Below are 13,419 nucleotides of genomic sequence, written 5' to 3' on the forward strand. Positions count from 1 at the left end.
CCCGGGATCATGCTCTCAATTCAAAAGACCGTCCATCGAGATGGCCGGTTTGCGGCCGGCGATCAGGTCGGCGGTGATGCGCGCCGAGCCATGCGACATGGTCCAGCCGATATGGCCGTGCCCGGTGTTGAGATAGAGATTGCCGAGGCGGCGGCACCCGAATTCGGGCAGATTGTTCGGCGTCATCGGCCTCAAGCCCGCCCACATCTCGGCGCGGTCATAGTCGGCGCCCTCGGGATAAAGCTCCTGCGTCACGCCCTTCATGAAGGCGAAATCGGCCGGCCTGTGGCTGGTGTCGTAGCCGGCGAATTCCGCCGTCGCGGTGACGCGCAGCCGGTCACCGAAGCGCGACACGGCGACCAGATTGTGCTCGTCGATCGCCGCTATGGTCGGCGGCCGAGGCCGGTTGCCGATCGGAATGGTCAGCGAATAACCCTTGATCGGGTAGATCGGCAGGCTGATACCGACCGTCTTCGCGATCAGCGGGCTGTAGGAGCCGAGCGCCAGCACATAGGCGTCGCCCTTGACGCTGCCCTTGTCGGTCAGCACCTGTGCCACGCCATCGCCCGAGGTCTCGATGCCGATGATGGTCGTGCCGGTGCGGATTTCGCCGCCGCGCTCGGCGACCTTCGCCGCGAGCGCCCGGGTGAATTTGGCCGGGTCACCGGTCTCATCGGTCGGGCAATGGATGCCGCCGGCGATCTCCCGCGCGGAAGCCAGCGACGGGTCGAGGGCGACGATGGCGTCGCGGTCGAGCACCTTGATCAGCTGGCCGTCTGATTCAAGCAGCCGCATATGCTCGACGCCTTTATCGAGCGCCTGCTGGCTGCGATAGAAATAGAGAATGCCGCGATCGTTGCGGTCGTAGTCGATCTGCTCGTCGGCAATCACCTCGTGCAGCACGCTCTGCGAATAGACGGCAAGCCGATGCTTGAGCAGCGTGTTGCGCCTGGCCTTCTCGGCCGTGCATTCCATCAGGAACAGCCACGACCAGCTGTAAAGCCTCGGATCGGCCGCCAGCTTGAAGCGCAGCGCCTGGTCCTTCAGCACCAGCGATTTCAACAGGATTAATGGCGCCCTGGGCGACGACCAGACGAAGGAATGTCCCGGCGCGATCATGCCGGCATTGCCCCAGCTGGTCTCGGCGGCGACTTGGCTCTGGCGCTCGAGGACGACCACCTCGTGCCCGTCCTTCTGCAGCTGATAGGCAGTGGTGACGCCGACAACGCCGCCACCCAACACGATCACGCGCATCACGCCTCCGGAGATCGCATGTTGGCAGGCAGTTTAGTCGGTGGATTGCGGTCTGCAATGGCACAGGCACCGAGATGTCGGCGGGACAGCGCCCCTCTCTGGCCTGTCGGCCATCTCCCCCTCAAGGGGGCAGATCAGATGTCACGGCGGCTTTCGCAAATTACCGGCGTTGCAGCAAGGGTGAGGCGATGAAACAGCCAATCTCCCCCCTCGTGGAGGAGATGTCCGGCAGGACAGAGGGGGGCGCGAAGGATCACAACGATTGATCCTCGAAGGCACTCACCCCCGCAACGCCTGCTCCAGATCCGCGATCAGATCATCGCCATCCTCGATACCGGCCGACAGCCGCACCAGCGAATCCGATATCCCGATCGCCCCGCGCTTTTCCGCGGGGATCGAGCCGTGCGTCATCAGCGCCGGATGCTCGATCAGGCTTTCGACGCCGCCGAGGCTTTCGGCGAGCGTGAAAAGCTGCGTGCGTTCGAGGAAGCGTTTGGTGCCGGCGAGGTCGCGGTCGAGGTCGACCGAGATCATGCCGCCGAAGGCGTGCATCTGGCGCTTGGCGATCTCGTGCTGCGGGTGGCTCGCCAGCCCGGGGTAGATGACGCGGCGCACGTCCTTGCGGGCTTCCAGCCACTGCGCGATCTTCAGGCCGTTGGCGGAATGGCGCTCCATCCGAAGCGCCAGCGTCTTGATGCCGCGCAGCGCCAGAAAACTGTCGAACGGGCCGGAAATGGCGCCGATGGCGTTCTGCAGGAATTTCAGCCGATCGGCCAAATCCTTGTCGTCGCCGACGACCGCCACGCCGCCGACCATGTCGGAATGTCCGTTCAAGTATTTCGTCGTCGAGTGGACGACGATGTCGATGCCGAGCTCCAGCGGCCGCTGGATGTAGGGGCTGGCAAAAGTGTTGTCGGCGACAGTCAGCAGGCCTTTGCGCCTGGCCAGCGCCGCCAGGCCTTCGAGGTCGACGACGCGCAGCAGCGGGTTGGTCGGCGTCTCGACCCAGAGCAGCTTTGTCTCAGAGCGGATCGCACTCTCGACGGCGGCGAGATCGGTGAAGTCGGCGAAGCTGACCTGCAGGCCGGCGGAACGCTTGCGCACCCGCTCCATGAGCCGGAACGAGCCGCCATAGATGTCGTCGGTGGCCACCACATGGGCGCCGGCGTCGAAAAGCTCCAGCACCGTGGCTATCGCGGCCAGGCCTGAGGCGAAGGCGAAGGCCGCGGTGCCGCTTTCGAGGTCGGCGACGGCCCGTTCGAAGGCGAAGCGCGTCGGGTTCTGGCTGCGAGCATACTCAAAACCCTTGTGCACGCCGGGTGACTGCTGGCCATAGGTGGAGGTGGCGTAGATCGGCACCATCACCGCGCCGGTCAGCGGATCGTGGCTCTGGCCGCCATGGATGGTGCGAGTGGAAAAGGCCAGGCGGTTCTTGCCGTTCGAAGTCATTTTGCGCGACGCCTCAGATGGTTGATCAGGTCGATACGGGTGATCAGGCCGATAAATTCGTCGCCCTCGAAGACGATGGCGACCTCGTTGCGGTCGAAGACGGGGAGCAGCGCGTCGAGCGTCTGGCTGGCCTGCAGCGTGTGCAGGTTCGAGGTCATGGCCGTGCGCACCGGGGCGTTGAAGCGATCCCAGCGGCCGTCATAGGGGCCGTCGACCTTGGCCAGGATATCGCTCTCGTCGACGATGCCGACGAGCTTGCCGTCATCCAGCACCGGTAGCTGCGAGACATCGGAGCGGCGCATGCGGCCATAGGCGTTGAGCAGGGTTTCCTCGGGGCCAACGGTCACGATGTCACCAGTGCGCGGCGAGCGCATGACGAGGTCGCGCAGGTCGCCGTGCTGCTCTTGGTCGGCCAAGCCCTGCTCGGCGAGCCAGATGTCGTCGAAGACCTTCGACAGATATTTGTTGCCGCTGTCGCAGACGAGGGTGACCACGCGTTTGGCCGTCGTCTGATCGCGGCAGTAGCGCAGTGCCGCCGACAGAAGCGTGCCGGAGGACGAGCCGGCCAGGATGCCTTCCTTGGACAGCAGGTCGCGCACCGCCAGCATGCTCTGCTTGTCGGGGATGGAATAGGCTTTCTTGACCAGCGACAGATCGGCATTGGGCGGCACGAAATCCTCGCCGATGCCTTCGACGGTCCAGCTGCCGGCCTCTGTCATCTTGCCGGTCTTGATCAACGGCGCCAGCACCGAGCCGACCGGATCGGCAAGCACCATCTCGGTCTTCGGCGAATGCTTCGCGAAAAAGCGGCCGACACCGGTGAGCGTGCCGCCGGAACCGACGCCGACCACCACCGCGTCGACATCGCCTTCGAGTTGCGAAAAGATTTCCGGGCCGGTGGTGCTTTCGTGCGCCAGCGGATTGGCGGGATTGGCGAACTGGTTGGCATAGAAGGCGCCGGGAATTTCGGCGGCGATCTTCTCGGCCATGTCCTGGTAATATTCGGGATGGCCCTTGCCGACATCGGAGCGGGTCATGCGCACCTCGGCGCCCAGAGCGCGCAGATGCTGGATCTTCTCGCGCGACATCTTGTCGGGCACGACGAGGATGATGCGGTAGCCCTTGGGAATGCCGACCTGGGCGAGGCCGAGGCCGGTGTTGCCGGCGGTGGCCTCGACGATGGTGCCGCCGCGCTTCAGCCTGCCATCCTTCTCGGCGGCCGCGATCATCGACAGCGCGATGCGGTCCTTGATCGAGCCACCGGGGTTCTGGCTCTCGAGCTTGATGAACAGCCGGCACTTGCCGGTATCGAATTTGGTGAGCTCGACCATCGGTGTCTGGCCGATCAGGTCGAGCACGGAGGCGTAAGGCGGACGCAACCGCGACAAAACGCTTTCCGCGCCGTCCGGCGCCGCTTTCCTGTGCACGCTCATCTCGGACCCTCCATGGGAAGCAGTTCCGACGGGATCGGCCGTCACCAGTCTGCGCATGATGCCGCCGAACGCCATGCCGGGTTCACAGATCACACGCTGTTGTCTTTTCCAGCCCTTTTCATCCGGAAAGAAGATAGATCGTGCCATTCCGGCGACGAGTGGCGGAATGGAATTTCGCGCGCGGCGCAGCACACCGCCTCTAAATGTTGAAAGCCGGCGGGACAGCGCCCCCTCTGTCCTGCCGGACATCTCCGCCACAAGGGGGGAGATTGGAGCTCGACCCTTGGCGCCCTTGCTTGCAAATGTTGGCGATTGGCGAAAGTCGACGCGACATCTGATCTCCCCACCTGTGGGGGAGATGGCCGGCAGGCCAGAGGGGGGCGCCGTAGAGCGCCGACCTCAGCAGAAATTTCACCCCAGCAACTGCTTGCTGAGCTTCGCGCGTTGCGCGCGGATGTCGGGATGGCGTCGATCTCGAAGAGGTGCCCGGCGTCAGCGGTCCGACGGCGGGAGTCTGCGCGCGTCGCTTCGACCGTCCAACCGGACGCGCGGCGCCATCTTGCCGGTCGGATCAAACGCGCGGGCGGTTTGCCCAACGGAGGCCGATCAGCGCCAGTAAATTCCTGATCAGTCGCATCGGCGAGATCCCCGCGCAAAGTCGATCCTTCACCGGAACGCGCGCGCAGTAAAGGAGCAGAAGGAAGCGAAGCAATCGCTTCCGCTTTTACTTGCGCCCCGAGGGCCGCTCCTACTCGGGACTTCCTGCAAAACCGCGTCGGTCTCCATGAAGAATACGCTGGCGCTCGCGGGAGATGTCATGACAAACTGTTTCGACGCGACTCCAAACGTGTGCCTTTGCCATGGAACCGCCAGACGCTTGCCGCATTTCATGCCTCATTCGGCACTTACGGCGGGTTGTCTATAACGGAGCCCACCCCCAAAAGATGAATAAAACCAACCGCACCGCGCTTGTCGCGGCAACGATCGCGGCTGGCCTGATGGCTGGCGCCTCTTCCGCCTCTTCAGCCGCCGCACAATGCGGCCGCGCTTCCTGGTACGCGCTGCATTCCAGAACCGCCTCCGGCGAGCGCATGAACCCCGCCGCGCTGACTGCAGCGCACCGCAGCTTGCCGTTCGGCACCAAGCTCAGGGTCACCAACAAGAACAACGGCCGCAGCGTCGTCGTGCGCATCAACGATCGCGGCCCGTTCGTCCGGGGCCGCGTGCTCGACCTCTCCCGCGGCGCCGCCACCCAGCTCGGCTTCATCGGCTCGGGCCACACCGCGGTCTGCATGGCGCGCGTTTAAGATGTCGATGTCCGGCAAGAGGGAGCCGGACATATTTCCTACACATTGCGGCAGCGCACAGTGAGCCGGCTCCGCCATACGTGGCGAGTTTTCAACAGTTTGGACCAAAGCAGCATTCGTCACGGCAATTGACGTATTGCATCGCAACAATATCTTGTTAACCTCACTGCGAGACATTCAAGGCTCGGCGCTGCTCGTCGGCCCTTTGGTCGTCAGGCAGCAGCGGGGTTCTTGATGTTCTACCAGCTCTACGAACTGAACCATGCGGCGCTGCAGCCCGCCCGCCTTTACGCAGATGCGGTGCGGTTCTTCTATTCCAACCCGCTCAATCCGGTTTCGCATACGGCGCTCGGACGCTCGGTCGCGGCAGCCGCGGAACTCTTCGAGCGCACGACGCGCCGCTACGGCAAGCCTGAATTCGGCCTGACCAAGGCGGTGGTCGACTGGAAGAGCGTCGACGTCGCCGAACGAACCGTGTGGTCGAAGCCGTTCTGCAACCTCGTCCGCTTCGAGCGCCAGCTTCCCGCGGGCCGCAAGCCCGATCCGAAGCTACTGATCGTGGCGCCGATGTCCGGCCATTATGCGACGCTGCTGCGCGGCACGGTCGAGGCGATGCTTCCTGACGCCGACGTGCACATCACCGACTGGGTCGACGCCCGCATGGTCCCGCTGTCGCAGGGCAGCTTCGATCTCGACGACTATATCGACTATGTCATCGAGATGTTCCACGCGCTGGGTCCCGATACCCATGTGATGGCAGTCTGCCAGCCCTCGGTGCCGGTGCTGGCGGCGGTGGCGCTGATGGAAAAGCGCGGCGACCCCTTCGTGCCGTCGACCATGACGCTGATGGGCGGGCCGATCGACACCCGCCGCAATCCGACCGCGGTCAATCTGCTCGCCGGGGAAAAGGGCACCGACTGGTTCCGCGAGAACGTCATCATGCAGGCGCCCTGGCCGGTGCCCGGCTTCGGCCGCGATGTCTATCCCGGTTTCCTGCAGCTTTCGGGCTTCATGAGCATGAATCTCGATCGCCACATCATCGCCCACAAGGACTTCTTCATGCACCTTGTGAAAAACGACGGCGACAGCGCCGAGAAGCACCGTGACTTCTATGACGAATATCTGGCGGTGATGGACCTGACGGCGGAGTTCTACCTGCAGACGGTCGATACGGTGTTCGTCCGCCACGCCTTGCCGAAGGGCGAGATGACGCATCGCGGCGAGGCCGTCGATCCCCAGGCGATCCGCAATGTCGCGCTGTTCACCGTCGAGGGCGAGAACGACGACATTTCCGGGCTCGGCCAGACCCAGGCCGCGCATGAGCTTTGCGTGAACATTCCGGCCGACCGCCAAGCCCACTACATGCAGCCGGCCGTCGGCCATTACGGCGTCTTCAACGGCTCGCGGTTCCGATCGGAGATCGTGCCGCGCATTCTGGACTTCATCTCCAGCTACGGCCGCCAGACCCGCCTGGCGGCGAAGCCGAAGCTGGTCCGTTCCGCCAAGAGCTGAGCGGGAAGCGGACGCAACTCGGCGCCGCTCAAAGCGCGTGACCTTTCCGTGCAACCAATGTTCAGGGCTGACCGGCGACGGGCGGGTTCTTGAGTCGTCCCAGGCCGCTGTTGCCAAACTGCCGCTATGCGGGCCTGGCGGGTAACCATGCCACCAAACTAGCCGTTGTCTTCAATTGACACGGACTGTAAATCCCCCTTAACGTTTCGTTAATAAACAAGGGCGGACCCCGGGGGACAATGACTTCCTCACCGATGGCGCGGATGCTGCGTTTGTGTGCAGTCGCAGGGCTGGCGATCTCGGCCCACTGGGCGGTTCCGGCATGGGCTGCCGGCGCTATGACCACCGGCGGCCTGACCTCGCAGCCGATCGGACATTATGATTTCTGCAAGACGCATCCGAGCGAATGCAACATTCGCCCGGCCAATCTCGCGCCGGCCAAGCTGACCGATGCTCTGTGGCGCAAGCTGATCAACGTGACCGCCAAGGTCAACGCCGCCGTCAAGCCGATGAGCGATCTCGACAATTACGGCAAGGACGAGGTCTGGACCTATCCGGACAACGGCTTTGGCGACTGCGAGGACTATGTGCTGGAGAAGCGGCGCCAGCTCTACCGCATGGGCATCTCGCTTGCGGATCTCTTGATCACCGTAGTGCGCAAGCCCGACGGCGAAGGCCATTCCGTGCTGACGGTGCGCACCGATAAGGGTGACTACATCCTCGACAATTTGACCGATAAGGTCCAAGCCTGGGATGAGACCGGCTACCGTTATCTCAAGCGCCAGGCGATCGACAACACCGGCCGCTGGGTGTCGATCCGCGATGGCCAGCAGCTGCTGGTCGGCTCGGTGCAGTAGATCTCGGGACCTACCTTCTCAGCGCCGCACGAATCGACGCGCTGAGGCGGCGCAGCTCCGCCTCGTCCAGCTTCTCGATGCTCTCGGCCAGAAGATTGGCCAGTTCGGTCGCGGCCGGCGACAGGCCCGACGTATCGATCCTGACCCGTGGATGCGAGGTTTCGGCGAGGCGGGCAAGGTCCTCGGCGTCGTCCCAGATGATGTTGAAATAGCCGATGATCTTCTGGATCAGCGTCCAGGTCGGCGCGCCGCGGCGGCCATGCTCGAGCGCCGACAGATAGGCGGCGCTGACGCCGATGGCCTGCGCCATCGCCTTCTGGCTGACGCCGCGCTCGGCGCGCAGCGCCCTCAGCCTTTCGCCGAACGGGGTCACAGTTGCGTCCTCATGGCCGGCGTCCTCATGCGCGCGTCCGCCTGAGCCGCACATAGAGCGCGCCCGAGCCGCCATGGTTGCGGGCGGCGTGATCGTGGCTCAAGACCAGGTGCCGGAAAGCCGGGGTCGACAGCCAGTGCGGCACCGAGCGGCGCAGGATGCCGTCGCCGCCGGACGATGAGCCCTTGCCGGTGATGACCAGCACATAGCGGATGCCGCCGGCATGGGCGCGGTGCAGGAAGGTGAGGAGCAGCGAATAGGCCTCGTCCTGCGTCATGCCGTGCAGATCGACTCTGCCCTCGATCGGCAGCCGGCCTTTTTTCAGTTTCTCGTGGGTCTGGTCGTCAAGCGAATGCGCGACGTGCTGCGGCTTCGGCTTCGCGGCAGCGGCGGGAACGCCGTTGGCGGGCGTGGGCGCCGGCGCCGGCGTCGGCTCGACAATATCGGGAATCTCGACCGCGGCCTTGCCTTTGAGGGGCCGTGTCGTGCGCGCCACCAGGTTCCAGAGGATGCGATCGTCGTCGCTCAGCGTGTCGTGACGGCGGTTCACGCGTACCCCCTGTCGACCAGCCCGCGCGGAACCAGCGCATAGAAGTCGGCGGCGTTACGCACGACGCCGGCGATCTCGCCCGCGGCATCGCCCGAGCCGGCGAAGAGATCGCCTCGCGCCGCTCCGGTGATGGCTGAGCCGGTGTCCTGTGCGATCATCAGCCGCCGGAACGGTTTTCCGCCGAAAGCGGTGAGCGTCGGCGCAACAATATAGAAGGGCGTGCCGAAGGTGTGCAGCAGCCGGTCGACGGCGACCGAGCGGCCGGGCGTCAGCGGCACCTTGGCGGCGGCAATGGGACCGAGCTCCGGGTCGTCGACCGGCGCCTCACGAAAGAAGATGTAGGAGCGGTTCTGCCAGAGGATCTCGTCGACCCGCTCAGGATGCGCCTTGAACCAGGCGCGGATCGACTGCATCGTCACTTTTTCCAGCGGGATTTCGCCGGTCTCGCTCAAGATCCTGCCCGGCCCGGTGAAGCGCTGGCCGGATTTTGCGGCATAGGTGACGCGGCAGAGCCGACCATCGGCCATCTTCAGCCGCGCCGCTCCCTGCACATGGATGAAGAAGGCATCGACCTTGTCGGCGAGCCAGGCAATCTCGAGGTTCCGCCCGGACAGCGCGCCGCGCTCGATGGCGCCGCGATCGAAATATTCGACCGGACCTGTCGTCGTCGCGCGCGCGAAGGCGAGATAGGGATCCATCCCGAGGGGACGATTTTTATCGTCGATGTCGACCAGATCGGCGGGACGGGAGAGCAGCGGCACCGTGAACCGCTCCGTCCTCACCGGCGAGGCCTCGACCTCCGGCTCGTAGAAGCCGGTGACGAGGCCGGCGCCGCCGCTTTCGGCCGCCACCAAAGCGGGAGCGAAATGGCGCTCGAAGAAGGACCGCGCCTCCGACCGATTCGCCGGCGAAACGGAACGCGCCTCAGTGTAGGCCTCGGCGAAAGCGGCGAACGCGACGCCGAGCGAGCCTGTTCGATAGGGCTTGGTCAGGACGTGGCAAGCCGAACGTTTGAACGCCGCGAAGGCGGCGAGGTGATCATCCTCGTCCCAGCCGGGCAGGTCGCCGAAGGATTTTTCCTTGAATGCCGAAGACAGCGACATGACAGCCGCCACTAGAGCCGGATGATTTCAGGCCGGATCGACCTGAAATCTGAATCCGGCTCCATATTAAAGAGATGGAGCATGATGGCGTCCGAAAACCGCTCCACACTTTTCGGCATCATGCTCTAGGTCAATCTTCTTCTTCCGTGGCGACCAGCTTCCAGTTCGGATCGCGCGATCGGGTATCGCGGAAGAAGGTCCAGACGTCCTTGACCTCGGCGACTTTTTCCGGATCGCCGTCGATGACGGCGCCGACCTTGTCGCGGGTCGCCGAGATCAGCTCGCTGACGATGCGCAGCGTGATATGCGCCTCGGTGCCCTTCATCTCGGCGGCGACGACATCGACCTTGTCGATGCCGACGAAGGAAGACTGGATCTTTTCCGCTTTCGCCTCGCGCTCGCCGATCGCGGCGACGAAGCTGTCATAGACCTCGCGCGACAACAGGCTCTTCAACGTTTTGCGGTCGCCGTCGGCAAAGGCCATGACGATCATCTCATAGGCCATCTTGGCGCCGTCGATAAAGGTCTTCGGATCGAAGGACGGATCGTTGTCCTTGATCGCGCGCAGGCCTTTGTTGAGATCGCTGTCCGGCTTGGCGAAAGCGTCGATCGCGGCATAGGTCTCCGCCGCCGGTTCCCCCGGCATGCGCTTGCGCGGCAGCGACACCACATTCTCGGACTTCTGCGCCGCGTCCTGCTCGCGCGTGCGGCTTGCCGAATAAGGATCGAAGGGCGGGCGTTCGTTTCCGGTGCGACGGCCCAGCACGTTGCGAAGCTGGAAGAAGATCACAACCGCCGCAATCAAAAAGAAAATCGTGCCGAAGTCGAAGAAACCCATATCTTCCGCCAATTCGATCCCTGTCCAGGCCGGACCACCAGAGCCCCTAGAATGGCGGCGGTCGCATAGCGTTCATTACCCAAAGCATATAGAACGGCGGGCGCAATCATTCAAATCAAAGCCAGCCATACCTATCTAAAGGTCCTAGTGCCAGCGGCGATTTCCCGCGAGGCCCGCAAAAGAAGAAAGCGACCGGTCTTAATTTGCGCATTTCGTTCATTCCCCTGTTCCTGCTCCTGCTGCCGCTTCTGGAGATCGCCGGCTTCGTCATCGTCGGCCGCGAAGTCGGCGCTTTGGCGACGATTGGGCTCGTCATCCTCTCCACCATTGCCGGCAGCCTGCTCCTTCGGCACCAGGGTTTCGGCGTGATGGCTCGGGTGCGGACGGAAATGGATGCCGGGCGCGATCCAAGCCGCCAACTCGCGCATGGCGCGATGATCGTGCTGGCGGCACTCCTGCTCATCATTCCGGGCTTCATCACCGACATTGTCGCCATCCTGCTGCTCCTGCCGCCGGTGCGCGATCTTGCCTGGCGCCTGCTCAAGAACCGCATCGTGATGGCGACTAGCTTCAGCAGCGGCTTTTCGGCCCGCCGCCGCGACAGGGTCATCGATCTCGATGACAGCGACTTTTCGCGCCAGGACGACTACAAGCGCGGGCCGGATCACAATTCCCCTTGGCGGCGGCTGAAAGACGACTAGCTCTCTTCAGGGTCCGCTCGAATAGCTGTCTCATGCGCGCCGTCGCCCCGAAACGGCTGCGCAGTTTCAGGCGGCGCGCAAAACTTGTCTTGTCCTGCCGAGCATGATAGCGAACCCCCGATTTCAATCCGGTCAGCAATGCTGCCCAGGCAAAAGGACAAAGGCTAATGGCCAGCAATGATGATGCCGCGGCAGCCGCCGCCAATGGCAACGGCAAACAGGAACAGCCCTCGCTCAACGTGCTTGCGCAATATGTGAAGGACCTGTCCTTCGAAAGCCCCGGCGCGCCGAATTCGCTGCGCGGCCGCGACAAGGCCCCGGGCATCGCCATCAATGTCAACGTCAACGCCAACCCGCTTTCGGACAAGCAGTTCGACGTCAATCTGACATTGAATGCCAAGGCCTCCTTCGACCAGGAAGTGCTGTTCAACGTCGAACTGGTCTATGGCGGCGTCTTCGCCATCAGCGGCTTCCCGCAGGAGCACATGCTGCCGATCCTGTTCATCGAATGCCCGCGGCTGCTCTTCCCCTTCGCGCGCCAGATCATCGCGGACGCCACCCGCAACGGCGGCTTCCCGCCGCTGATGCTCGACCCGATCGATTTCGCGCAGATGTTCCAGCAGCGCATCGCCGAGGACCAGGCCGCCAGCAAGGTCCAGGTGAGCTGAGGAGACTCACCACCCATCGTATCGAGAGCCCGGCTTCGCGCCGGGCTTTTTCTTGAGACGTCTGGATTAGCGACGACATTCGTTAGGTCGTCATTCTGGGGCCGAGCAAGGAGCGGAGCGACGTTAGAACATATGCCGTGACGCTAAGGCGCTGCTGCGATTACAGAATTCTGCACCGTTGCGCTCCGCGGCAAGGGTCACGGCATGGATACTCGGGTCAAGCCCGGGTATGATGAAGGGATGGCGGTTCGGCCAATCGCGTCGGTTGGCGCCGGGAGCGCCCCGCTCACCCTGCGGCCACCACCTTCAGCCACAACGCCTTTTCGCCGAGCGTGCCGACCAGCCCGGCATGTGCCGCCCGATCCGCCTCGGTGAGGCGCGGCGGCAGCGCGATCGGCCTTGCGCCGATCGAAATGTCGATATCGGCGACTTCGCCGCTGCCGTTCACCTGCACGGCCACGGTTTCCAGGACCAGTGCCGCCTGCTTGCCGCCGATGAGCTCGATATAGACCTCGGCCAGCAATTCGGAGTCGAGAAGCGCCCCGTGCTTGGTGCGGCGGGTGTTGTCGATGCCGTAGCGGCGGCAAAGCGCGTCCAGCGAGTTCGGACCCATCGGATGCTTGCGGCGCGCGATCGCCAGCGTGTCGACGATGCGGCCGGGATCGATGGCCGGATGACCGAGCCGGCTGTATTCGAGGTTGAGGAAGCCAAGGTCGAAAGTGGCGTTGTGGGCGATCAGCTTGGCGCCGTCGGTGAAGGCCAGCCATTCCTCGGCGATTTCGGCGAAGGTCGGCTTGCCGGCCAGATCGGCCGCGCTGATGCCATGCACGGCCTGCGCCTCGGCGTGAATGGCGCGGCCTTGCGGATTGATGAACTTGTGGAAGGTGCGGCCGGTCGGGAAACGGTTGACCAGCTCGACGCCGCCGAGCTCGATGATGCGGTCGTCGCGCAAATCGAGGCCGGTGGTTTCGGTGTCGAAGATGATCTCACGCATTCGAATCAGTCCGCTCTAAAGAGCAGAATCACAAACCGGAACAAAATGGCAATGGGGACTGCTGACAGCGGCCGTCAGGAAGCGTTTTTGCCGGATTTATCCCCGGTCAATTCGCTGACGATGGCTGCCACCGCCGCACGTGCGGCATCAAAACCCTGGCCGGTGTCGACGATGAAATCCGCCTGACGGCGTTTCTCGGCGTCAGGCACCTGCTTGGCGAGGATGGAAGCGAATTTATCTTCGCTCATCCCGGGCCTGGCGAGCACGCGGGCGCGCTGGATCTCGGCCGGCGCGGTGACGACCACGACCTTGTCGACGCGATTGCGGCCGCCGGTCTCGAACAGCAGCGGAATGTCGAGCACCGCAATCGGCGCCCCGGC

14 protein-coding genes are annotated in these 13,419 nt (G+C 63.9%); 5 read left to right on the forward strand and 9 right to left on the reverse strand.

The genetic code is table 11. The features are described 5' to 3' along the window. Positions 1-15 precede the first annotated feature (15 nt). From EOA49_RS13950 to EOA49_RS13965, 3 genes are all read right to left on the reverse strand, one after another. Positions 16-1,254, reverse strand: coding sequence for a D-amino acid dehydrogenase (locus tag EOA49_RS13950; protein WP_127241739.1), 1,239 nt, complete (start codon positions 1,252-1,254; stop codon positions 16-18). 279 nt (positions 1,255-1,533) lie between these two features. Next, on the reverse strand, positions 1,534-2,703 hold the full coding sequence (locus EOA49_RS13960) for a PLP-dependent aspartate aminotransferase family protein (RefSeq protein WP_127243197.1): 1,170 nt from the start codon (positions 2,701-2,703) through the stop codon (positions 1,534-1,536). Continuing rightward, the gene (locus EOA49_RS13965; protein ID WP_127241239.1) at positions 2,700-4,136 is read right to left on the reverse strand and encodes a pyridoxal-phosphate dependent enzyme; all 1,437 of its coding nucleotides are present in this window, start codon (positions 4,134-4,136) and stop codon (positions 2,700-2,702) included. The genes EOA49_RS13960 and EOA49_RS13965 overlap by 4 nt, the downstream gene beginning before the upstream one ends. Positions 4,137-5,080: 944 nt before the next feature. On the opposite strand from EOA49_RS13965, the gene EOA49_RS13970 reads away from it, so the two are divergent. The 3 genes from EOA49_RS13970 (at position 5,081) to EOA49_RS13980 (ending at position 7,812) form a co-directional block, all read left to right on the forward strand. Further along, positions 5,081-5,443, forward strand: coding sequence for a septal ring lytic transglycosylase RlpA family protein (locus tag EOA49_RS13970; RefSeq protein WP_066991454.1), 363 nt, complete (start codon positions 5,081-5,083; stop codon positions 5,441-5,443). A 234-nt stretch (positions 5,444-5,677) separates the two neighbouring features. Then, on the forward strand, positions 5,678-6,955 hold the full coding sequence (locus EOA49_RS13975) for a polyhydroxyalkanoate depolymerase (protein ID WP_127241238.1): 1,278 nt from the start codon (positions 5,678-5,680) through the stop codon (positions 6,953-6,955). A 239-nt stretch (positions 6,956-7,194) separates the two neighbouring features. Next, the gene (locus EOA49_RS13980) at positions 7,195-7,812 is read left to right on the forward strand and encodes a transglutaminase-like cysteine peptidase (protein WP_127241237.1); all 618 of its coding nucleotides are present in this window, start codon (positions 7,195-7,197) and stop codon (positions 7,810-7,812) included. Between the two features lie 10 nt (positions 7,813-7,822). On the opposite strand, the gene EOA49_RS13985 is transcribed toward EOA49_RS13980, so the two are convergent. The 4 genes from EOA49_RS13985 to EOA49_RS14000 all read right to left on the reverse strand — a co-directional run bounded on the left by EOA49_RS13985 (position 7,823) and on the right by EOA49_RS14000 (position 10,676). Continuing rightward, positions 7,823-8,185 (reverse strand): helix-turn-helix transcriptional regulator, encoded by a 363-nt coding sequence (locus EOA49_RS13985; protein WP_066991880.1) that lies wholly within the window; start codon positions 8,183-8,185, stop codon positions 7,823-7,825. Positions 8,186-8,210: 25 nt separating this feature from the next. Continuing rightward, positions 8,211-8,735: a Smr/MutS family protein gene (locus EOA49_RS13990; protein WP_127241236.1), complete on the reverse strand. Its 525-nt coding sequence runs from the start codon at positions 8,733-8,735 to the stop codon at positions 8,211-8,213. Further along, positions 8,732-9,838 (reverse strand): murein transglycosylase A, encoded by a 1,107-nt coding sequence (locus tag EOA49_RS13995; protein WP_127241235.1) that lies wholly within the window; start codon positions 9,836-9,838, stop codon positions 8,732-8,734. Before EOA49_RS13995 ends, EOA49_RS13990 begins: the two co-directional genes overlap by 4 nt. A gap of 130 nt (positions 9,839-9,968) precedes the next feature. Further along, positions 9,969-10,676: a Tim44/TimA family putative adaptor protein gene (locus tag EOA49_RS14000; protein ID WP_127241234.1), complete on the reverse strand. Its 708-nt coding sequence runs from the start codon at positions 10,674-10,676 to the stop codon at positions 9,969-9,971. Positions 10,677-10,879: 203 nt separating this feature from the next. On the opposite strand from EOA49_RS14000, the gene EOA49_RS14005 reads away from it, so the two are divergent. Continuing rightward, on the forward strand, positions 10,880-11,377 hold the full coding sequence (locus tag EOA49_RS14005) for an FxsA family protein (protein ID WP_067323499.1): 498 nt from the start codon (positions 10,880-10,882) through the stop codon (positions 11,375-11,377). A gap of 167 nt (positions 11,378-11,544) precedes the next feature. Next, positions 11,545-12,045: a protein-export chaperone SecB gene (secB, locus tag EOA49_RS14010; RefSeq protein ID WP_067323500.1), complete on the forward strand. Its 501-nt coding sequence runs from the start codon at positions 11,545-11,547 to the stop codon at positions 12,043-12,045. A 286-nt stretch (positions 12,046-12,331) separates the two neighbouring features. Here the strand turns inward: secB and dnaQ are convergent, their stop codons facing one another. Next, positions 12,332-13,039, reverse strand: a complete 708-nt coding sequence (dnaQ, locus tag EOA49_RS14015; RefSeq protein ID WP_095825105.1) for a DNA polymerase III subunit epsilon — start codon at positions 13,037-13,039, stop codon at positions 12,332-12,334. A gap of 74 nt (positions 13,040-13,113) precedes the next feature. Then, positions 13,114-13,419 (reverse strand): dephospho-CoA kinase (locus EOA49_RS14020; RefSeq protein ID WP_127243198.1); only part of this gene is annotated, 306 nt, incomplete at its 5' end.

This window comes from Mesorhizobium sp. M1A.F.Ca.IN.020.04.1.1 (assembly GCF_003997315.1).
Classification (GTDB): domain Bacteria; phylum Pseudomonadota; class Alphaproteobacteria; order Rhizobiales; family Rhizobiaceae; genus Mesorhizobium.

Coding starts and splice junctions, on each gene's coding strand:
- EOA49_RS13950 (WP_127241739.1), bottom strand. CDS start 1,254: ATGCGCGTGATCGTGTTGGGTGGCGGCGTTGTCGGCGTCACCACTGCC.
- EOA49_RS13960 (WP_127243197.1), bottom strand. CDS start 2,703: ATGACTTCGAACGGCAAGAACCGCCTGGCCTTTTCCACTCGCACCATC.
- EOA49_RS13965 (WP_127241239.1), bottom strand. CDS start 4,136: ATGAGCGTGCACAGGAAAGCGGCGCCGGACGGCGCGGAAAGCGTTTTG.
- EOA49_RS13970 (WP_066991454.1), top strand. CDS start 5,081: ATGAATAAAACCAACCGCACCGCGCTTGTCGCGGCAACGATCGCGGCT.
- EOA49_RS13975 (WP_127241238.1), top strand. CDS start 5,678: ATGTTCTACCAGCTCTACGAACTGAACCATGCGGCGCTGCAGCCCGCC.
- EOA49_RS13980 (WP_127241237.1), top strand. CDS start 7,195: ATGACTTCCTCACCGATGGCGCGGATGCTGCGTTTGTGTGCAGTCGCA.
- EOA49_RS13995 (WP_127241235.1), bottom strand. CDS start 9,838: ATGTCGCTGTCTTCGGCATTCAAGGAAAAATCCTTCGGCGACCTGCCC.
- EOA49_RS14000 (WP_127241234.1), bottom strand. CDS start 10,676: ATGGGTTTCTTCGACTTCGGCACGATTTTCTTTTTGATTGCGGCGGTT.
- secB (WP_067323500.1), top strand. CDS start 11,545: ATGGCCAGCAATGATGATGCCGCGGCAGCCGCCGCCAATGGCAACGGC.
- dnaQ (WP_095825105.1), bottom strand. CDS start 13,039: ATGCGTGAGATCATCTTCGACACCGAAACCACCGGCCTCGATTTGCGC.